At 59.1% G+C, this 19,726-nt stretch carries 20 protein-coding genes and 1 other RNA gene; 9 read left to right on the forward strand and 12 right to left on the reverse strand.

Annotated features, from left to right (window positions below):
- Positions 1 to 15: 15 nt before the first annotated feature.
- Both AUK77_RS12795 and dctM read left to right on the forward strand, forming a co-directional pair.
- Positions 16 to 645, forward strand: a complete 630-nt coding sequence (locus AUK77_RS12795; RefSeq protein WP_296130312.1) for a TRAP transporter small permease — start codon at positions 16 to 18, stop codon at positions 643 to 645.
- Entirely contained in the window at positions 645 to 1,928 is a 1,284-nt protein-coding gene (dctM, locus tag AUK77_RS12800) for a C4-dicarboxylate TRAP transporter large permease protein DctM (RefSeq protein WP_296130313.1), read from the forward strand. Before AUK77_RS12795 ends, dctM begins: the two co-directional genes overlap by 1 nt.
- Before the next feature lie 190 nt (positions 1,929 to 2,118).
- On the opposite strand, the gene AUK77_RS12805 is transcribed toward dctM, so the two are convergent.
- From AUK77_RS12805 to AUK77_RS12825, 5 genes are all read right to left on the reverse strand, one after another.
- Entirely contained in the window at positions 2,119 to 3,336 is a 1,218-nt protein-coding gene (locus AUK77_RS12805) for a 2-octaprenyl-3-methyl-6-methoxy-1,4-benzoquinol hydroxylase (RefSeq protein WP_296130315.1), read from the reverse strand.
- Between the two features lie 63 nt (positions 3,337 to 3,399).
- Positions 3,400 to 3,882 (reverse strand): DUF4442 domain-containing protein, encoded by a 483-nt coding sequence (locus tag AUK77_RS12810; RefSeq protein ID WP_296130317.1) that lies wholly within the window; start codon positions 3,880 to 3,882, stop codon positions 3,400 to 3,402.
- A 3-nt stretch (positions 3,883 to 3,885) separates the two neighbouring features.
- Positions 3,886 to 5,073: a 2-octaprenyl-6-methoxyphenyl hydroxylase gene (gene ubiH / locus AUK77_RS12815; RefSeq protein ID WP_296130318.1), complete on the reverse strand. Its 1,188-nt coding sequence runs from the start codon at positions 5,071 to 5,073 to the stop codon at positions 3,886 to 3,888.
- Between the two features lies 1 nt (position 5,074).
- Positions 5,075 to 6,409 (reverse strand): Xaa-Pro aminopeptidase, encoded by a 1,335-nt coding sequence (gene pepP, locus AUK77_RS12820; RefSeq protein ID WP_296130320.1) that lies wholly within the window; start codon positions 6,407 to 6,409, stop codon positions 5,075 to 5,077.
- Positions 6,410 to 6,442: 33 nt separating this feature from the next.
- The gene (locus AUK77_RS12825) at positions 6,443 to 6,997 is read right to left on the reverse strand and encodes a YecA family protein (RefSeq protein WP_296130321.1); all 555 of its coding nucleotides are present in this window, start codon (positions 6,995 to 6,997) and stop codon (positions 6,443 to 6,445) included.
- 296 nt (positions 6,998 to 7,293) lie between these two features.
- Here AUK77_RS12825 and AUK77_RS12830 point away from each other — a divergent pair, with 296 nt between their 5' ends.
- From AUK77_RS12830 to AUK77_RS12845, 4 genes are all read left to right on the forward strand, one after another.
- On the forward strand, positions 7,294 to 7,500 hold the full coding sequence (locus AUK77_RS12830) for a TIGR02449 family protein (RefSeq protein WP_296130323.1): 207 nt from the start codon (positions 7,294 to 7,296) through the stop codon (positions 7,498 to 7,500).
- A complete protein-coding gene (locus AUK77_RS12835) occupies positions 7,500 to 7,814 on the forward strand; it encodes a cell division protein ZapA (protein WP_296130325.1) in 315 nt (104 codons plus the stop codon). The genes AUK77_RS12830 and AUK77_RS12835 overlap by 1 nt, the downstream gene beginning before the upstream one ends.
- A gap of 33 nt (positions 7,815 to 7,847) precedes the next feature.
- A non-coding RNA gene (ssrS, locus tag AUK77_RS12840) (6S RNA) lies at positions 7,848 to 8,026 on the forward strand.
- A 49-nt stretch (positions 8,027 to 8,075) separates the two neighbouring features.
- Positions 8,076 to 8,672 carry a 5-formyltetrahydrofolate cyclo-ligase gene (locus AUK77_RS12845; protein ID WP_296130327.1) on the forward strand — a complete coding sequence of 199 codons (597 nt, stop codon included), beginning with the start codon at positions 8,076 to 8,078 and terminating at the stop codon, positions 8,670 to 8,672.
- A 46-nt stretch (positions 8,673 to 8,718) separates the two neighbouring features.
- Here AUK77_RS12845 and AUK77_RS12850 read toward each other — a convergent pair whose 3' ends face one another.
- Positions 8,719 to 8,853: a hypothetical protein gene (locus tag AUK77_RS12850; protein WP_296130328.1), complete on the reverse strand. Its 135-nt coding sequence runs from the start codon at positions 8,851 to 8,853 to the stop codon at positions 8,719 to 8,721.
- Positions 8,854 to 9,022: 169 nt separating this feature from the next.
- Between AUK77_RS12850 and AUK77_RS12855 the strand changes: the two genes are divergently transcribed.
- Positions 9,023 to 9,472, forward strand: coding sequence for an EVE domain-containing protein (locus tag AUK77_RS12855; RefSeq protein ID WP_296130329.1), 450 nt, complete (start codon positions 9,023 to 9,025; stop codon positions 9,470 to 9,472).
- 39 nt (positions 9,473 to 9,511) lie between these two features.
- On the opposite strand, the gene AUK77_RS12860 is transcribed toward AUK77_RS12855, so the two are convergent.
- Positions 9,512 to 9,925, reverse strand: a complete 414-nt coding sequence (locus tag AUK77_RS12860; RefSeq protein ID WP_296130331.1) for a flagellar basal body-associated protein FliL — start codon at positions 9,923 to 9,925, stop codon at positions 9,512 to 9,514.
- Positions 9,926 to 10,081: 156 nt separating this feature from the next.
- Between AUK77_RS12860 and AUK77_RS12865 the strand changes: the two genes are divergently transcribed.
- The gene (locus tag AUK77_RS12865) at positions 10,082 to 11,059 is read left to right on the forward strand and encodes an NADPH:quinone oxidoreductase family protein (RefSeq protein WP_296130332.1); all 978 of its coding nucleotides are present in this window, start codon (positions 10,082 to 10,084) and stop codon (positions 11,057 to 11,059) included.
- Positions 11,060 to 11,164: 105 nt separating this feature from the next.
- Here the strand turns inward: AUK77_RS12865 and AUK77_RS12870 are convergent, their stop codons facing one another.
- The 4 genes from AUK77_RS12870 to trxA all read right to left on the reverse strand — a co-directional run bounded on the left by AUK77_RS12870 (position 11,165) and on the right by trxA (position 15,638).
- Complete coding sequence (locus AUK77_RS12870) at positions 11,165 to 12,133, reverse strand: CDP-6-deoxy-delta-3,4-glucoseen reductase (RefSeq protein ID WP_296130335.1); 969 nt, start codon at positions 12,131 to 12,133, stop codon at positions 11,165 to 11,167.
- On the reverse strand, positions 12,133 to 13,599 hold the full coding sequence (gene ubiD, locus AUK77_RS12875) for a 4-hydroxy-3-polyprenylbenzoate decarboxylase (RefSeq protein WP_296130337.1): 1,467 nt from the start codon (positions 13,597 to 13,599) through the stop codon (positions 12,133 to 12,135). Before ubiD ends, AUK77_RS12870 begins: the two co-directional genes overlap by 1 nt.
- A gap of 209 nt (positions 13,600 to 13,808) precedes the next feature.
- Entirely contained in the window at positions 13,809 to 15,068 is a 1,260-nt protein-coding gene (rho, locus tag AUK77_RS12880) for a transcription termination factor Rho (RefSeq protein ID WP_090254678.1), read from the reverse strand.
- A 243-nt stretch (positions 15,069 to 15,311) separates the two neighbouring features.
- Positions 15,312 to 15,638: a thioredoxin TrxA gene (gene trxA, locus AUK77_RS12885; RefSeq protein ID WP_296130339.1), complete on the reverse strand. Its 327-nt coding sequence runs from the start codon at positions 15,636 to 15,638 to the stop codon at positions 15,312 to 15,314.
- Between the two features lie 239 nt (positions 15,639 to 15,877).
- On the opposite strand from trxA, the gene ppx reads away from it, so the two are divergent.
- A complete protein-coding gene (gene ppx, locus AUK77_RS12890) occupies positions 15,878 to 17,380 on the forward strand; it encodes an exopolyphosphatase (protein WP_296130341.1) in 1,503 nt (500 codons plus the stop codon).
- Positions 17,381 to 17,502: 122 nt separating this feature from the next.
- Here ppx and ppk1 read toward each other — a convergent pair whose 3' ends face one another.
- Positions 17,503 to 19,713 carry a polyphosphate kinase 1 gene (gene ppk1 / locus AUK77_RS12895; protein WP_296130343.1) on the reverse strand — a complete coding sequence of 737 codons (2,211 nt, stop codon included), beginning with the start codon at positions 19,711 to 19,713 and terminating at the stop codon, positions 17,503 to 17,505.
- Positions 19,714 to 19,726 lie beyond the last annotated feature (13 nt).

Here is a 19,726-nt window from a genome sequence, read left to right on the forward strand (position 1 = left end):
CTGGAGACTTTATCGATGAACGCCTTGCGGCGCGTCTGGGACCATTTCGAGGAAGGTTTTATTGCCTTTCTGCTGGCCGCCATGACGCTGGTGACCTTCGCCTACGTGATCCTCAACAACCTCTACACGCTGTTCTACAACCTAGCCGACCGCTGGGAAGGCAGCAGTGAACTGTTTTTCGCCATTGGCGACAGTATTCTCGGCATGGCTCAGTCAATGACTTGGAGCATTGCCCTGACCAAAGCGTTATTCGCTTGGTTGATCTTCTTCGGCCTGGCTTACGGTGTTCGCACCGCCGGTCATATCGGTGTTGATGCATTGGTCAAACTGACCAGCAAACCGGTGCAACGCATCATCGGCCTCATCGCCTGCTCAGCCTGCCTGGGCTACGCCGGCTTGATCAGCGTGGCCAGCTTTGACTGGGTCAAAACCCTGTTTATTGCCGGTATTGGCGCTGAAGACCTCGGCCACTACGGCATCATGCAGTGGCACATCACCCTGATCGTACCCTTTGGCTTTGCCATGGTATTCATCCGCTTTTTCGAGATTTTCGTGCGCATCTTGCGCAATCAGCAGACCGGTCTTGGCCTGGCTGATGAGGCCGCTGACGCCTTGAAAATCAACGAGCATGGGGAGCAAAAATAATGACCATTCTGTTCCTCTTCCTGCTGCTATTCCTGCTGATGTTTATCGGCGTGCCGATTGCCGCGTCACTCGGCTTGGCAGGCTCGATCACCATCATGCTGTTCAGCCCGGATTCGGTTCGCTCGCTGGCGATTAAGCTGTTCGAAACCTCCGAGCACTACACTCTGCTGGCGATTCCGTTCTTCCTGCTGTCCGGTGCCTTTATGACCACCGGCGGCGTAGCCAAACGCCTGATCGACTTTGCCAATGCCTGTGTCGGCCATATTCGCGGTGGCCTGGCGATTTCTGCGGTACTGGCGTGCATGCTGTTCGCCGCGCTCTCGGGTTCATCCCCAGCCACTGTTGCGGCTGTAGGCTCCATCGCCATTGCCGGCATGGTGCGCTCGGGTTATCCGCAAGCCTTCGGTGCAGGCATCATCTGTAACGCCGGTACGCTGGGCATTCTGATTCCGCCGTCGATCGTCATGGTGGTATATGCCGCTGCAACCGAGCAGTCGGTGGGCAAGCTGTTTATGGCTGGCGTCGTACCGGGGCTGCTGCTGGGCCTGATTCTGATGGTGGCGATTTACATCGTCGCGCGGAAGATGAACCTACCGGCGATGCCGCGCGCTACCTTCCGTCAATTGCTTGGTACCGCACGAGAAGCCGTGTGGGGTTTGCTGCTGATGGTGATCATCCTCGGCGGCATCTACTCCGGCATGTTCACGCCGACTGAAGCCGCCGCTGTAGCTGCGATTTACGCAGGCTTCGTAGCGTTGTTCGTCTACAAAGATATGACCGTGCGCGAGTGCCCCAAGGTGCTGCTGGAGTCCGGCAAGCTGACCATCATGCTGATGTTCATCATTGCCAACGCCATGCTCTTCGCCCACGTACTGACCACCGAGCAGATCCCGCAAACCATCACCGCTTGGGTGGTGGATATGGGCCTGCAGCCTTGGCAGTTCCTGTTGGTGGTGAACATTGTGCTGCTGATCGCCGGCGCCTTTATGGAGCCGTCAGCGATCATCTTGATTCTTGCGCCGATTCTCTTCCCGATTGCCGTGCAACTGGGCATCGACCCGATTCACCTGGGCATCATCATGGTGGTGAACATGGAGATCGGATTGATTACACCGCCGGTGGGCCTAAACCTGTTCGTCACCTCAGCGGTGACCGGTATGAAGCTAACCGAAGTGATCAAAGCCGCTTGGCCGTGGCTGATGATCCTGCTCAGCTTCCTGGTCGTTATCACCTACATACCGTCAATTTCCCTGGCACTGCCGACCTGGCTGGGCATGACCTGACAGCAACTCCGTGTGTACCTCCCTACACACATTTTTAGCCCGGCCTTAGTGCCGGGCTTTTTTTGTCTATAGCTTTTGTTGGTCGGGGCGGGGCGGGCAGGTTAGCCGCATAAAGCAATGCCTAATTATCACGCCGCTCGAAACGCGGCGTAGCCCGCCATCGATGTAATACCGTCACTGGGTTAGATCGTTAAACCCGCGCCAAATCCGGCAGGTCACCGGACAAACCCAAAGCCTGACGCACAAACAACGCCTTGGCTTCTGGCAGTTCATCGACCCAATTCAGGCCGCTGTTACGCAACCAGCGCACCGGCAGTGGATCGGCCTGGAACAGCCGCTCAAAACCTTCCATCGCCGCCATCATCGCCAGGTTATGCGGCATGCGCCGACGCTCGTAGCGGCTCAGCACCTTCACATCGCTCAGGCGTTCGCCACGCTGCGCTGCGTGCAACAGCACTTCAGCCAGCACCGCCACATCGAGAAAACCCAAATTGACGCCCTGCCCGGCCAGCGGATGGATGCTATGTGCGGCATCGCCGATCAACGCCAAGCCTTCTTCGACATAACGCTTGGCGTGCCGTTGACGCAGCGGAATGCACAAACGGGCGTCGGCGTGCTGTATCTCACCGAGGCGATGCTCGAAGGCAAAGCCCAATGCGCGGCAGAAACCAGCATCGTCCAACGCCATCAAGCGCTCGGCCTCAGTGGGTGTGGTCGACCAGACAATCGAGCACCAGTGCTGACCCGGCGGACCTGCCAAGGGCAAGAACGCCAATGGGCCGTCATCGGTAAATCGCTGCCAAGCGGTGGATTGGTGCGGCTTGCTGCAGCGCACGCTGGTGACGATGGCGTGGTGCAGGTAATCCCATTCACGGGTGCCGCAGCCAGCCAGGCGGCGCACCGCCGAGTTGGCCCCATCCGCCGCAATGACCAGCGGCGCACGCAACTCGCGACCGTCGCTCAGGCTGACCAACCAACCATCACCAGAGCGGCGCAGTTGTTCCAAACGAGCGCCAGACAGCAGACCAATCGGACAGTCGTGCAGACGCTCCAGCAGGGCGTCCTGCACCACGCGGTTTTCCACAATATGACCGAGCGTTTCGGCATGCACGCTGGCGGCACTGAAGTGAATCTGCCCGGTGCCGGAACCATCCCACACCTGCATTTCACCATAAGGGCAGGCGCGCCGGTCAGCAATGCCCTGCCACACACCCAGGCGTTCAAGAATGCGCTGGCTGGCCGCCGAGAGAGCGCTGACTCGCGGCTCAAAAGCGGCCGCTTTATCGAAAGGCTTGACGTTCAGCGGGCTGCCATCGAGCAGGATGATGTCCAAGCCCTGATCCTGCAGGGCCAACGCCAGGGCGCTGCCCACCATGCCTGCGCCAACAATGATCAGATCCGCTTGCATCGCATTTCCTTCTTACTGAAAGCCTGTTCAGGGCTTACGAGCGCGTAGAGGTTGAACAGGTGCCTAGGCGGCCTGCCGAGCACGCGGTTTTAACCGCACGTAGAGTGTTTTATGCACCCGCGCCACCAGGGTACCGCTGCCATCGCGCACTTCCACGTGCAATTCGGGGTGGTATTTTTCACCCTCTGCCGTGTGCTGGCGAATGTCGTCGAGCAACTGCTCGTTGATGCTGAAATCGGCGAACACCGGGCCTTTGCCGGGGGCGATAAAGTCGATGCGCGCGGCCTTGTCCCAGACGATAAAATCGCGCCCGAGGTTTTCCATGATCATCAGCATGAAAAACGGGTCGGTCATCGAATACAGGCTGCCGCCGAACTGAGTGCCGACATAGTTGCGGTTATACCAGCCCAGGCCCATTCTCACCTGCACCTGCCGGAAGTCCGCGCTGATCTGCCGCACCCGCACACCGGCCCCCAGATAGGGCGGATAAAGATTCATCGCCCAGCGCAGCAGCCGCGCCTTGCGCGCCAATTTTTTAGCCGACATGCCTTAGTGCTCCGCGCGCGTGCCCAGGCCCATGGCCTGGCGCGCAAACCAGCGTTTCGCCGGAGGAAAGAGATCCAGCCCGAGCAAGCCCAGATTGCGCCCGGTGGCCAGCAACGGCTGGCCGGTGCTGAACAAGCGGGTGACCTGATCGGAAAAGCCAACGGTCAATTGCTGATCCATCTGCTGACTGCTCAGGTAACGCTGCAAGGTCGCCAGATCACCCAAGGGTGCATCACTGGCCAGCAGGGTTTCGGCCAGCACCAAGGTGTCGCGCAGCGACAGGTTGTAGCCCTGCCCGGCAATCGGGTGCAGGCTGTGCGCCGCATTACCCAGCACCACCAGATGCTGGCGGACCTGCTCTTGCGCGGCGGTCAGCGCCAGCGGGTAGAGATGGCGGGTGCCGACTTGGCGCAAACTGCCAAGACGATAGCCGAAGGCCTGCTGCAGCTCGGCGAGAAACGCGGCATCGTCGAGCCCATACAGACGCTCAGCCTCCTGCGTGGCCCGCGTCCAGACCAGCGCACAGCGGTTATCCGCCAGGGGCAGCAGTGCCATTGGTCCCTCTTCGGTGAAGCGTTCAAAGGCGAGGCCGTTGTGCGCGTCCTGAGGGCTGACGTTGGCGATCAGCGCACTCTGCCCGTAAGGCGTGTGGCTCACGGCAATACCCAGTTGCTCCCGCAAGCCAGAGCGACCGCCTTCCGCCAGAATGGCCAAGCTGCAGGCCAACTCCGTACCGTCGTCCAAGCTCAGGCTGTAGCCATCGGCCACGGGCTGCATGCGCGTGACCTGTGCCGGGCTGTGCCAGCTCACCACGTCCTGATCCAGCGCCTGCCACAGGCATTCACCGAGCCAGGCGTTCTCCACCACATAACCCAGCGCAGGCACGCCTTCGTCCTCGGCGCTCAGGCGAGCAGCAGCAAAGCGCCCACGGTCGGAGACATGAATCTGCTTGATCGGCTCAGCGCGCTGACTGATCTGCGTCCACAGCCCCAGGCGTTGATAAATTTGCCGCGAGCCGAACGCCAGCGCGGTCGAACGGGCATCGTAGCTGGGTTGATAGCCGCTGCCGGGGGTGAAGGGCTCGATCAGGCAGATGCGCCAACCGCGCTGCTTGGCTTCCGCCTGCAACGCCACCGCCAGGCTGGCCCCGACCAGCCCGCCGCCGATAATGGCGATATCGCTGCGCGACATGCTAGGCCGCCACGCTGCGCGCGGCAGCCATCAGCGCTTCGATCTCGGCAACGGTTTTCGGGACACCGCCGGTGAGGATTTCGCAGCCGGTCTTGGTCACCACCACATCGTCCTCGATGCGCACGCCGATGCCGCGCCACTTCTTCGCCACGTCTTGATTGTCCACGGCAATGTAAATGCCCGGCTCGACGGTCATGGCCATGCCGACTTCCAGCTCGCGCCATTCACCGCCGACCTTGTACTCGCCAACATCGTGCACATCCATGCCCAGCCAGTGACCGGCGCGGTGCATGTAAAACGGTTTGTAAGCCTCGGTGGCAATCAGCTCGTCCACATCACCGCTGAGCAAACCCAGCTCAACCAGCCCGGCAGTAATCACCTGCACGGTCGCTTCATGGGCCTGATTCCAATGTTTGCCGGGAGCGATTTCCTTAAAGGCGGCCTCCTGAGCGGCCAGCACCAACTCGTAAATCGCCTTCTGTTCCGGCGAAAAGGTGCCATTGACCGGGAAGGTGCGGGTGATGTCGCTGGCGTAGCAGTCAATTTCGCAACCGGCGTCGATCAACACCAAGTCGCCGTCCTTGAGCGGCGCATCGTTCTCGCGGTAGTGCAGGATGCAGGCATTCTTGCCCGCCGCGACGATGCTGCCATAGGCCGGCATCTTCGCCCCGCCCTTGCGGAACTCGTAATCCAGCTCCGCTTCCAGCGAGTACTCAAACAACCCGGCGCGGCTCGCTTGCATGGCCCGTACATGGGCACGCGCGCTGATCTCGGCGGCCTCTTTCATCACTTTGATTTCAGCAGAGGACTTGTACAAACGCAGGTCGTGCAGCAGGTGTTCAAGGGTTACAAATTCATTGGGTGGCGTCGCACCCTGACGGGCCTTGGAGCGGATCACGTTGATCCACTCCATCAGCTGCCGGTCAAACTCATGGTGAGTACCCATGGAGGAATAGACGCGATCACGCCCCTCGATCAGACCCGGCAGGATGTCGTCGATATCGCCAATCGGGAAGGCGTCATCCGCACCGTATTGGCTGATGGCACCGTCCTGCCCGGCGCGCAAACCGTCCCACAACTCGCGCAACGGATCGCGCTCACGGCAGAACAGCACGTACTCGCCATGTTCACGCCCTGGAATCAAGGCGATCACCGCCTCCGGCTCGGGAAAGCCGGAGAGGTATTGGAAGTCGCTGTCCTGACGGTAGATGTGCTCGACATCGCGGTTGCGGATGTACACCGGCGCCGCCGGCAGAATGGCGATGCTATTGGGTTCCATCTGCGCCATCAGCGCCTTGCGCCGACGGGCGTATTCCGACTTGGGGATGCTGATCATGGGCAGATTGAGTCCACTTCTAATGCATGAAAATCAATGCAGCGACGGTTTTGCCGCGGCAACCACAGGCTTGGCGCACTCGCTAAACAACAGCAGCGGCGCGACGCGCAGGTACTCCATGACTTCCATGTAATCGTGCTCGCCATCGTCGGACTCATCCAGGGCGTTCTGCACCTGAGAAATCGCCGATAGATCCTGCAGCACTTCCATGGCCTCAGCGCTGAGGGCGCTGTCGCGAGCGGTCAACCCAAAACCGCCCAAGAAGCCTTGGCACCATTGTCCCAGAGCTACGGCGCGCTCGCTAAGCGGCGCATCGTCGCTGGGCAGCAACAGCACTACGGTTACGTCGACACCGGTCAATTCGTTTTTGACCATTTCCTGCAGGCCGATCAGCGCCTGGCGTACGCCGTCTTCTGGCGCGGCACCCAGCAATTCGGCGGCATCAACTAACCAATAGTCGATTTCAAAGCCAGCACCAGCGCAGCTTCGACCGAGCAGCAGGCCATGCAATTCGGCGGGGGAAACAGTGTGGCCGCTACTGGTAAGCAGGGCGGCAAAAGCAGAGTAAGGCGAATTCGAGATAGGCATAGATAACTAGGCGCAATGCTGCGCGATCACTAGAATGGAGGCCTTGTATCCTAGCACCGGCAGGCGTGCCAAGACCATGCAGCGCTTGAGCTCAGCAGGTGCGTTAGGTAAATCGGTCATATATCGACAAATGCCGCAAATCTAGACCGCTACAGTTGTACGCTTGCGGTTGAGCGGCTCGCGCGCACTGCCGTTGCATCAAGTAACAGCCCATCCGTGGGAGCCGCTGTCGAAGTCCGCTTAAAAACGCTATTTTTAATTTGCCAGCCCATTTACCCAGCATCGAGTAGATAACCATGGAAGATGTCGACCTGCAGGCGCTTGCAGCCAAGCTGGACCTTCTGATCCAGCGTGTCGAACAACTCAAAACACATAATCGGTTGCTTCTGGCGAGCGAGAAGGCTTGGCGTGAAGAGCGCTCGCAATTAATCGAAAAGAACGAAATGGCACGGCACAAGGTCGAATCCATGATTTCGCGCCTCAAAGCCCTGGAGCAGGATTAATGACTGAGTCAAACACCCTAACCGTCCAAATTCTGGACAAAGAATATTGCATCGCCTGTCCGAGCGAGGAGCGCAACAACCTTGAACGCGCCGCCCGCTATCTGGACGGCAAGATGCGCGAAATCCGCTCCAGCGGCAAAGTGGTAGGTGCCGACCGTGTCGCCGTGATGGCTGCGCTAAACATCACCCATGACCTGCTACACAAACAGCAACACCTTGATCAGCAAGTCGGAGACAACCGCGAACAGGTGCGCAGCTTGCTCAATCGAGTGGACAGCGCACTGCAACGTAATGCCGATGAGCCCAGCCACTGATTACCTGGCTGAAGTTTAAGGTATACTTCGAACAGCTCCCTGGAGTGTGCGCCAGTTGGTGATGTCCCTGAGCCGATTCGCACAACCCCGGAGGTTGCACGTTGAAGCCGGTGTGCATGTCCGCTTGACGGAAAGCCTTAACGCCTCCTGCAACCTCCACCTTGAACTTTCGGGTTCAAGGGCTAAGCCGACAGCGGCACGTCGGGGAGTCATTTCTTCCAGCCCATTGCCCGCCCGAGGCAAAGGCCATCAAGCAAGCCCATGCTCGACACCTCATCTTTAAGCCGCGCCCAACTTCGTCGCCATCTGCGAGGTATGCGCCGCGCACTTAGCCCGTTGGCGCAACATCAAGCTGCACGCGGGCTGTACAAGCAACTGATACACAGCCCCGTGTTTCGCCGTGCTAAACACATCGCCCTGTATCTGCCCAACGACGGTGAGATCGATCCGCGCCTGTTGCTGCGCGCCGCGCAAAAACGCGGCAAAGCCACCTACCTACCCGTGCTCAGCCCCTGGCCACGCAGCAAAATGGTGTTTCAGCGAGTTCGCGCGGGAGAGCGACTGCACAAGAATCGCTTTGGCATTGACGAACCTCGACGCTGCCTTAAACAACAGCGCAAGGTGTGGACACTCGACTTGATTCTGATGCCGCTCGTTGGCTTCGACCGCCACGGCGCACGCCTGGGTATGGGCGGTGGCTTTTACGATCGCAGCCTGGCTTACCGGCAACTGCGCAAAAATTGGCACAAACCGACATTGCTGGGCCTAGCTCATGGATGTCAGCAGGTTGAACGCTTGGCCGTGGCCAGTTGGGATGTGCCGCTGCAGGGCACCGTGACAGACAAGACGTGGTTCTAAAAAGTGAATCGAGGCTGTACCGCACTCCCTGCGGTACTCACTACCTTCAACCAGCCGCTTGCGACTGCGCGGGAGGGGTGTCGGCCTGACGCTCCCACAGACTTTGCGTATACCCAGTAGTCACCACGCCCAGGCTGAACAAAATCACCATAATCAACAGCACATCTGGTTTACGTTTCATCAAATGCCTCCCCCTTAAGGCATACCGCACGCTATTTTTGCGGCGATTATTGTTATAGATCCGCTTACAACCGTTCGTACACGCGCTGAACGCCAACCTGTCACTCAAGGTGTGCAATCAACTGAGTCGAACCAACCGCTTAACGGACTGCCGACCAGGAGCAAAGTTCATGCCTTATTGGCTAATGAAATCGGAACCCGACGAATTATCCATTCACGACCTGCAGCGCCTTGAGCAGGCGCGCTGGGATGGGGTGCGTAATTACCAGGCGCGCAACTTTGTGCGCAGCATGCAGCCGGGAGATTTGTTCTTTTTTTACCATTCAAGCTGCCCTGAGCCGGGCATTGCAGGGATTGGCCGCATCACTTCAGCGCACTACCCAGATCCCACTGCACTGGAGCCGGGCAGCCATTACTTCGATGCAAAAGCCAGCGCGGATAAAAACCCCTGGAGCGCCATCGATGTAGGCTTTGTCGAGGCCTTCAAGCGGGTCATTCCCCTAGCAACGCTCAAGGCACAAAGCGCCCTAATAGCGTTACCTCTGGTACAAAAAGGCACTCGCCTGTCGGTGATGCCTGTTGCCGAGGAAGAGTGGGCCGCGATCCTGGCGCTGCGCTAAAAGCGCCCGCGCGAGGAGTAACGCAACAGCAGGAAACGCTTACTGAATGATCAAATTGTTGAAGAGCAAATCTTCAACCAGTGGCTGGCCTTCTTCCTGGGTGATCACGTCCTGTACCTGCTTGAGCGCTTCGGCACGCAGCACTTCCCGCGATCCGGCAGCGGCCATGGCCTCTTCCGTCTGCTGAGAAAACAGCATCACCAGTTGATTACGGATCAATGGTTCGTGATGTTTGATCTTGGCTTCTACGTCGACACCCGTGACGCGCAGAGACAAGTCAGCCTTAAAAAACTTCAGTTTCGGGCCATCTCCAAAATTGCCCACCAGCGCGGGGGCCAGTGTCACGTAAGCCACCACTGGCGCGGGCGGTTTCTCGGCATCTTCTTCCTCTTCCGATGCCTGCACCATCAGCGGCAAACACAGGGCCATCAGCAATACGATCCAGGCTTTCACAGGCAGTCACCTCATTAGTTCAGCCTCTAGCATAGCCACAGTCGGCGTACAGCCCAAGCCCTCGGCTTATACACAACCATCAGGGCTGACCATGCTTGTTGACCGAACCTTGGCCAGCCCTACACTGCAAAGCCATCAACCGCAGAGGAACGCCCGATGAAAGCCGTGCTGTGTAAAGCCTTCGGCCCCGCCGAAACCCTGGTACTGGAAGAAATCGCCAGCCCTGAAGCGAAGAAAAACGAGGTACTACTTCAGGTGCATGCGGCCGGGGTCAACTTCCCTGACACGCTGATCATCGAAGGCAAATACCAGTTCAAACCGCCCTTTCCGTTTTCGCCAGGCGGGGAAGCAGCCGGCGTAATCACGGCTGTTGGTGAGAAAGTCAGCCACCTGAAAGTCGGTGATCGGGTTATGGCCCTGACCGGCTGGGGTAGTTTTGCCGAAGAAGTGGCCGTGCCCGGCTACAACGTCATACCCGTTCCGCCGAGCATGGACTTCGCCAGCGCTGCCGCCTTTGGCATGACCTACGGCACCTCGATGCACGCGCTTAAACAACGCGCCAACCTGCAACCGGGCGAAACCCTACTGGTGCTTGGCGCATCGGGCGGCGTCGGACTGGCCGCCGTGGAAATCGGTAAAGCCATGGGTGCCAAGGTGATCGCAGCCGCCAGCAGCGCGGAAAAACTGGAAGTGGCCAAAGCCGCTGGTGCCGACGAACTGATCAATTACAGCGAAAGCAGCCTCAAGGATGAAGTCAAACGACTGACTGGCGGCCAGGGCGCTGACGTCATTTATGACCCAGTGGGTGGCGACTTGTTTGACCAAGCCATCCGCAGCATCGCCTGGAACGGCCGTTTACTGGTGGTGGGCTTTGCCAGCGGGCGTATCCCTGAGCTGCCGGTCAACCTAGCGCTGCTCAAAGGGGCAGCCGTGGTTGGGGTGTTCTGGGGCGCATTCGCGCAGCGCCAGCCGCAGGATAACGCCGCCAACTTCCAGCAACTGTTCGCTTGGTACGGCGAAGGCAAGGTTAAACCTTTGGTATCGCAAACCTTCCCGCTGGAGCAAGCGGCAGAGGCGATCAACACCCTTGGCCAGCGCAAGGCCGTGGGCAAAGTCGTGGTGCAGGTGCGTTAAATGTGGGGTGGATGACGCTGTATTCATCCACCACTCACGCCCAAATGGGTGGATCGATGAAGCGTGATCCACCCTACGAAGCCGCCGCAGAGCGGCTTCTTTCATTCAGCTCCGTGGCGCGTAAGCAAATACATCAGCACGCATCTGGTGTGCGTCCATGCCGGCCTCGACCAGCGCATCCAACGTGGCGTAAATCATTGCTGGAGAACCGCTGGCGTAGACGTGCAGCGCCTTCAGATCGGCAAAGTCTTCACGCACCGCCTCATGCAGCAAGCCGCAACGCCCTGACCAATCGCCCGCCTCGCTCACCACCTGATGCAGAAATAGGTTGGGCACCTGCTGCCAGTGCGCCCACTGCTCAAGCGTGTAAAAATCTTCTGGGCGGCGCGCGCCCCAATACAGGTGCACAGGGTGCGCGAAGCCACTGGCGCGGCAATGCTCGATCAAACTGTGCATTTGCGACATGCCGGTGCCTGCAGCAATCAGCACCAGAGGGCCGTCCGGCAGCGCTGCCAAGTGCGTATCACCAAAGGGCATTTTCACTCGCACCAGACCGTTGCGGCGCACCTGGGCCAACATGCCGAGGGTCGCCTCGTCACGCGCCAGCACATGCAACTCCAATTCGCGCCCGCTGTGCGGCGCTGAAGCCAGAGAAAACGCCGCATAGTCATCGCCGTCACGTTGCAGCAGCAGGTATTGCCCGGCGTGATAACGCGGCGCTTTACCGGCCGGAGCCTGTAAGCGCAAACGCACCACATCGCCGCCCAACTCATCGCTGCTGAGTACCTGGCAAGCCAACTCACGCACCGGCAACTCACCCGGCGCGAGCACACCATCCCAATGCAACACGCAGTCTTGCAGCGGTTCGGCCAGGCAGGTGAAGAGTTCACCTTGGGTCAGTTCGACCCCGCCCTGCTGCACGCGCCCTTCGACCAGCAGCGCGGCACAGATGTGGCAATTGCCATTGCGGCAACTTTGCGGGCAGTCATAACCGAGACGCCGCGCCGCATCGAGAATGCGTTCACCGGGCAGCACATCCAGCACCGCGCCCGAAGGGTTCAAAGTGACTCGCATCAATCGATTCCCAACTCAGACCACATCGCGTCCACACGCTGTTTGACGGCCTCGTCCTGGACGATGGCGCGCCCCCACTCGCGGGTAGTTTCACCCGGCCATTTGTGGGTGGCGTCCAAGCCCATCTTCGAGCCAAGGCCGGAGATAGGCGAGGCGAAGTCGAGGTAATCAATCGGCGTGTTGTCGATTAGCACGGTATCGCGCTTGGGGTCCATGCGCGTGGTAATCGCCCAGATCACGTCATTCCAATCCCGTGCGTTGATATCGTCGTCGGTGACGATCACGAACTTGGTGTACATAAACTGGCGCAGGAACGACCATACGCCGAGCATGACGCGCTTGGCGTGGCCCGGGTACTGCTTCTTGATGGTCACCACCGCCATGCGATACGAGCAACCTTCTGGCGGCAGGTAGAAGTCGGTGATTTCCGGGAACTGCTTCTGCAGGATCGGCACGAACACTTCGTTCAGCGCCACACCGAGAATCGCCGGCTCATCTGGCGGACGGCCGGTGTAGGTGCTGTGGTAAATCGGCTTTTGCCGGCGGGTAATGCACTCAACAGTGAACACCGGGAAGGTGTCGACCTCGTTGTAATAGCCCGTGTGATCACCGTAAGGGCCTTCCGGCGCGGTTTCGCCCGGATGGATGACCCCTTCAAGAACAATTTCGGCGCTGGCCGGCACCTGCAGATCACTGCCGCGGGCCTTGATCAGCTCGGTACGATGGCCGCGCAGCAGGCCGGCAAACGCATATTCAGACAACGTGTCGGGGACAGGTGTCACCGCGCCGAGGATGGTGGCCGGATCAGCACCCAGCGCCACACACACGGGATAAGGACGATCCGGGTACTTCAGGCACCACTCGCGGAAATCCAGCGCACCGCCACGGTGGCTCAGCCAGCGCATGATCAGCTTGTTGCGGCCGATAACCTGCTGGCGGTAGATACCCAAATTCTGCCGCTCTTTATTCGGCCCTTTGGTGATAGTCAGACCCCAAGTGATCAGCGGCCCAACATCGCCCGGCCAGCAGGTTTGCACGGGCAGCTTACCGAGGTCGACATCATCGCCCTCTTCGACCACTTCTTGGCACGGTGCATCTTTCAGCACCTTGGGCGCCATGCTCAGCACTTTCTTGAAGATTGGCAGCTTGCTCCAGGCATCCTTTAGCCCCTTCGGCGGCTCAGGCTCCTTGAGAAATGCCAGCAGCTTGCCGATTTCACGCAGTTCGCTGACTTCTTCCGCGCCCATGCCCAAGGCCACCCGCTTGGGTGTACCAAACAGGTTGCCGAGCACCGGCATATCGAAGCCGGTTGGGTTTTCAAAGAGCAATGCCGGGCCACCCTTGCGCAGGGTGCGGTCGCAGATTTCAGTCATGTCCAGCACCGGGGAGACCGGCGTTTGGATGCGCTTGAGTTCACCACGCGCCTCAAGACCGCGGATAAAGTCGCGCAGGTCGCGATACTGCATGTTCGTGCCTCGTGTTGGGCGAACCGGAATAGGGTCGCAAAGTTTAGCGCTGAACTCGGTCTTTCAGAAGAGAAAGGCAATAGGCAGGAACACAAAAGCCGGGCGTACCCGGCTTTTGTAGAGTGCGTATGTTTGGGATCGTAGCGAGCGAAGGTCAGGCAAGGCGCTTATTAACAGAGCATCACGTATGCAGCCCGCAGTAGATCCTCTTACTTACGCTTCATCGACTGGAAGAACTCTTCGTTCGTCTTGGTCGCTTTGAGCTTGTCGGTGAGGAACTCGATGGCGGCAATTTCATCCATCGGGTGCAGCAGCTTGCGCAGAATCCACATGCGCTGCAGTTCGTCATCGGCGGTCAGCAACTCTTCGCGACGGGTGCCGGCGCGGTTGATGTTGATGGCCGGGAACACACGCTTCTCAGCGATACGACGGTCCAGCGGCAGTTCCATGTTGCCGGTGCCTTTGAACTCTTCGTAGATCACTTCATCCATCTTCGAGCCGGTTTCAACCAGCGCAGTGGCGATGATGGTCAGCGAACCGCCTTCTTCGATGTTACGCGCTGCACCAAAGAAGCGTTTCGGCTTCTCCAACGCATGAGCATCCACACCACCGGTGAGCACCTTGCCGGAGCTTGGGATCACCGTGTTGTAGGCACGCGCCAGACGGGTGATGGAGTCAAGCAGGATGACCACATCCTTCTTGTGCTCGACCAGGCGCTTGGCCTTTTCGATGACCATTTCGGCCACCTGCACGTGACGGGTTGGCGGCTCGTCGAAGGTCGACGCAACCACTTCGCCGCGCACGGTGCGCTGCATCTCGGTCACTTCTTCCGGGCGCTCATCGATCAACAGCACGATCAGGTGGCACTCGGGGTTGTTACGCGCGATGTTGGCGGCGATGTTCTGCAGCATGATGGTTTTGCCGGCTTTCGGGGGCGCAACAATCAGACCGCGCTGACCTTTACCGATGGGCGCACACAGGTCGATGACCCGGCCGGTAATGTCTTCAGTAGAGCCGTTACCGGCCTCCATGACCAGACGCTTGGTGGGGAACAGCGGCGTCAGGTTTTCGAACAGAATTTTGTTCTTAGCGTTTTCCGGACGGTCGTAGTTGATCGTGTCAACCTTGAGCAGCGCGAAGTAACGCTCGCCTTCTTTCGGCGGGCGAATCTTGCCGACGATGGTATCGCCTGTACGCAAGTTGAAGCGGCGGATCTGGCTCGGCGAGACATAGATGTCATCGGGGCCAGCAAGGTACGAGGCATCCGCAGAGCGGAGAAAGCCGAAACCGTCCTGGAGAATCTCCAGCACGCCATCACCGGAGATTTCCTCACCGCTTTTAGCGTGTTTTTTCAACAGGGAGAAAATCACGTCCTGCTTGCGCGAACGGGCCATGTTTTCCAGGCCCTGTTGTTCGGCGAGTTCCAGCAGTTCGGTAATCGGCTTTTGCTTGAGTTCGGTCAGATTCATAGGAATGACGTAATCATGAGGAGGGAAATAAGCTAAAAAGCTTGGGAGGCCGTGCCACTGAGCAGCGATTTGATCGCCAGCGTGAATCGAGGGTATTCGCAGAGGAATCCGTCGGCGACGGCTTGCAGGGGGCAGCATAGGAAATGCAGCGAGGCCGAATGTAACACCGGGTTTATTGATCCGTCCAGCTTCCAGACAGAAAAAAGCCCCGCTAATTGCGGGGCTTATTCAGCAGCACGGCTGTTAGATGTTGCTGTCGAGGAAAGCCGCCAGTTGCGACTTGGACAGCGCACCCACTTTGGTGGCTTCAACATTGCCGTTCTTAAACAGCATCAGCGTCGGAATACCGCGTACACCGAACTTAGGCGGCGTTTCCTGGTTTTCGTCGATGTTCAGCTTGCAGACTTTCAGTTTGCCCTGATAGGTCTGGGCGATCTCATCGAGCACCGGGGCAATCATTTTGCACGGGCCACACCACTCAGCCCAGTAATCGACCAGCACCGGCCCTTCGGCCTGCAGGACATCTTGGTCGAAGCTGGCATCGCTGACATTGGTGATGAATTCGCTCATGGGAGGTCTCCGTATTCGCAAGCAAAAAAGATGGGGCATCATAGCCCGGCTTTTCTCACACAGGAAGGCAACTGTAATTGAGCTTATCTATGGCCATGCCTCAAAGCTTAGTGGCCACATGCAGGTATCTCCCCTTTGCAGGCACTGTTCAGCAAACCGGACCTGCGACATCAGTATGCGTTGGCGTGGTCTGTCTATCGTGGCACGATGGCGTGATTACGCATTGAGATGTTTCTGCCATGCCGCATACCCCTGCCGAATCGTTCCCGCTGATCGCTGCCATCGATCTGGGCTCCAACAGTTTCCACATGGTGCTGGCTAAAGCCGATCACGGAGAAATCCGTATCCTTGAACGGCTGGGCGACAAGGTTCAGCTGGCGGCCGGCGTTGATGAAGACCGCTTGCTCAGTGAAGAAGCCATGCAACGCGGCCTCGACTGCCTGCGTCGCTTTGCCCAACTGACCGCCAGTTTGCCTGAGGGCGCAGTTCGCGTGGTGGGCACCAACGCCCTGCGTGAAGCGCGTAACCGCAGCGAGTTTATCCACCGCGCCGAGGAGATTCTCGGCCATCCGGTTGAAGTCATATCCGGCCGTGAAGAAGCGCGACTGATTTACCTGGGCGTATCCCACAGCATCGCGGACACACCCGGCCGACGACTGGTCGCCGACATTGGCGGCGGCAGCACCGAATTTATTATTGGCCAACGCTTCGAGCCGCTGCTGCGCGAAAGCTTGCAGATGGGCTGCGTGAGCTTCACTCAACGCTTTTTCAGGGACGGCAAAATCACCCCGGCACGCTATGCGCAGGCCTACACCGCTGCACGGCTGGAGATCATGGGCATTGAGCACGCCCTGCGCCGCCTGGGCTGGGAAGACACAGTGGGCGCCTCTGGCACCATCAAGGCCATTGGTTTGGCGATTCAGGCTGCGGGCCTGGGAGCTGGTGAAGTTAATTCCGAGGGCATGGCCTGGCTCAAGCGCAAGATGTTCAAGGCCGGCGAAGCTGAGAAGCTCGATCTGGACGGCATCAAACCTGATCGACGGGCGATTTTCCCCGCAGGCATGGCCATTCTCGAAGCTATTTTTGATGCCTGCGATATCCAGCGCATGAGCCACTCTGAAGGTGCGCTGCGCGAAGGTGTGCTGTACGACCTGCTCGGCCGCCACCAGCACGAGGACGTGCGAGAGCGCACCTTAAGCTCGCTGATGGAGCGCTACCACGTAGACCTGGAGCAAGCCGCACGGGTTGAGAGCAAAGCGCTCTCAGCACTGGATAAAGTGGCCCAAGACTGGGGTCTGGAAGACGATTGGCACCGCGAGTTGCTCAGCTGGGCCGCTAAAGTGCATGAAGTGGGCCTGGATATTGCCCATTATCAGTATCACAAGCATGGCGCTTACCTGGTCGAACACTCGGACCTGTCCGGTTTCTCCCGTCAGGATCAGCAAATGCTTGCCCTGCTGGTACGCGGCCATCGCCGCAACATCCCCAAGGACAAGCTGGCCGAGTTTGGCGCCGAAGGCATCAAACTGACGCGCCTGTGCGTGTTGCTGCGTTTCGCCATCCTGTTCCACCACATCCGTGGCACTCAGGAAATGCCCAACGTTGAACTCAAAGCATCAGAACAACGCCTCGACATTCTATTCCCGGAAGGCTGGCTGGAATGCAACCCGCTGACCCAGGCTGACTTCACCCAAGAAGCGGAATGGCTTAAGCGTATTGGCATCGAACTGAGCGTGCGCTGACGCGAACGCCATTCGGTCAACCTCTGCCACTGCGTGCACAAGCGGCAGAGGAGCAAGCCTGCCATCCATGGCAGGTTACCTGAGGATCATCTGACGGCGACACTCGATAGCGTGGGCTGGCGCTACCGCGCGTTGATCAACGGGGCGGTCAGCTTCTCTAGCAAACCGGCCTGGGCACTACGCGCATTTTGGTTGCCGCTCGGACTGGTGCGCAGGTAGCGACCGTCCGGTTGCAGCACCCACGCCTGGGTGTTGTCGGTGAGGTAGCTTTCCAGCTCCTTCTTCACCCGCAGGATCAGTTTCTTGCCTTCCACCGGGAAGCAGGTCTCGACGCGCTTGTCGAGGTTGCGCTCCATCCAGTCAGCACTCGACAGGTAGATTTTTTCCTCGCCACCATTGGAGAAATAGAACACCCGCGTGTGCTCCAGGAAGCGGCCGATAATCGAGCGCACCTGAATATTGTGCGAAACACCAACAATCCCAGGACGCAGACAGCACATACCGCGCACCACGAGATCGATCTTCACCCCAGTCTGACTGGCTTTGTACAACGCGCGGATGATCTTCGGATCGGTCAGCGAGTTGAACTTGGCGATGATGTGCGCCGGCTGCCCATCAGCGGCCAGGGCCGTTTCGCGGGCGATCATGTCGAGCAGGGTCTTTTTCAGGGTAAACGGCGCGTGCAACAACTTCTTCATGCGCAGGGTTTTGCCCATGCCAATCAGTTGGCTGAAGAGCTTGGAAACGTCTTCACCCAGCGCCACGTCGGCGGTGAGCAGGCTGTAGTCGGTGTACAGCTTGGCGTTGCCGGCGTGGTAGTTGCCGGTACCAAGGTGCGCGTAACGCACGATATCGCCACTTTCACGGCGCAGAATCAGCATCATTTTGGCGTGGGTCTTGAAGCCCACCACGCCGTAAATCACCACCGCACCGGCGGCCTGTAGGCGACTGGCGAGTTGCAGGTTGGACTCTTCATCGAAACGCGCGCGCAGTTCGATCACCGCCGTGACTTCCTTGCCGTTGCGCGCCGCCTCAACCAGCGCATCGACGATTTCCGAGTTAGCCCCAGAACGGTACAGCGTCTGCTTAATCGCCAAGACGTGCGGGTCTTTCGCCGCCTGACGGAGCAGGTCAACCACCGGGGTGAACGACTCAAACGGGTGCAGCAGCAGCACGTCTTGCTTGCTGATCACGCTGAAGATGTTCTCGGCGTTTTGCAGCAGCTTGGGGATGACTGGCGTAAAGGGCGTGTACTGCAGCTCCGGATGGCTTTCCAGGCCGGTAATGCTGAACAGGCGGGTTAGGTTGACCGGCCCATTGACGCGGTACAACTCGGCCTCGGTCAAACTGAACTGTTTGAGCAGGTAATCGAGCAGTGGCCGCGGGCAGGTGTCGACCACTTCCAAGCGCACGGCATCGCCATAACGACGACTGAACAGCTCGCCGCGCAGCGCTCGGGCCAGGTCTTCGACGTCTTCGGTATCGACTGACAGGTCAGCGTTACGGGTCAGGCGGAACTGGTAGCAGCCTTTAACCTTCATGCCTTGGAACAGGTCATCGGCGTGGGCGTGGATCATCGATGAGAGGAAGACAAAATTATCCCCCAGCCCGCCAACCTCTTCCGGCACTTTGATGATACGCGGCAGCAAACGCGGGGCCGGAATGATCGCCAGACCAGAGTCGCGCCCGAAGGCGTCGATGCCTTCCAGCTCGACGATAAAGTTCAGGCTTTTGTTCACCAGCAGCGGGAACGGGTGCGTCGGGTCGAGTCCAATCGGGGTGATGATCGGCGCGATCTCATCGCGGAAGTAGCGACGCACCCAGGCTTTGATCTTGGTTGTCCAGAAACGCCGGCGAACAAAGTTAACGTTGTGCTTGGCCAGTGCTGGGAACAGGTTGTCGTTGAGAATCGCGTACTGCCGATCCACCTGCTCATGCACCAGTTCGGCAATCCGCGCCAGCGCTTGATGCGGCTGCAAGCCATCGGCACCGGCCTGTTCGCGGGCGAAGTTGATCTGCTTCTTCAGGCCGGCGACGCGAATCTCGAAGAACTCATCGAGGTTGCTGGAGAAGATCAGCAGGAACTTCAGCCGCTCCAGCAGCGGGTAGGACTCATCCAGCGCCTGCTCAAGCACGCGAATATTGAATTGCAGTTGCGACAGTTCGCGGTGGATGTACAGGCTGCTGTCATCCAGATTAGCGATCACCACCGGGGCCGGAGCCGGGGCAACCACCACCGCCGCTTCAACGACCGGCGCCTCCACGGCCACCACGTCTTCGACGACCGGTTGGGCGTCCTGCACTTCGCTATTACTGAGTCCTTCGGTGTTCATGTCGGGTTCCTGT

Origin of the sequence: Pseudomonas sp. Ga0074129 (assembly GCA_001465025.1) — a bacterium.
Lineage (GTDB): Bacteria > Pseudomonadota > Gammaproteobacteria > Pseudomonadales > Pseudomonadaceae > Aquipseudomonas.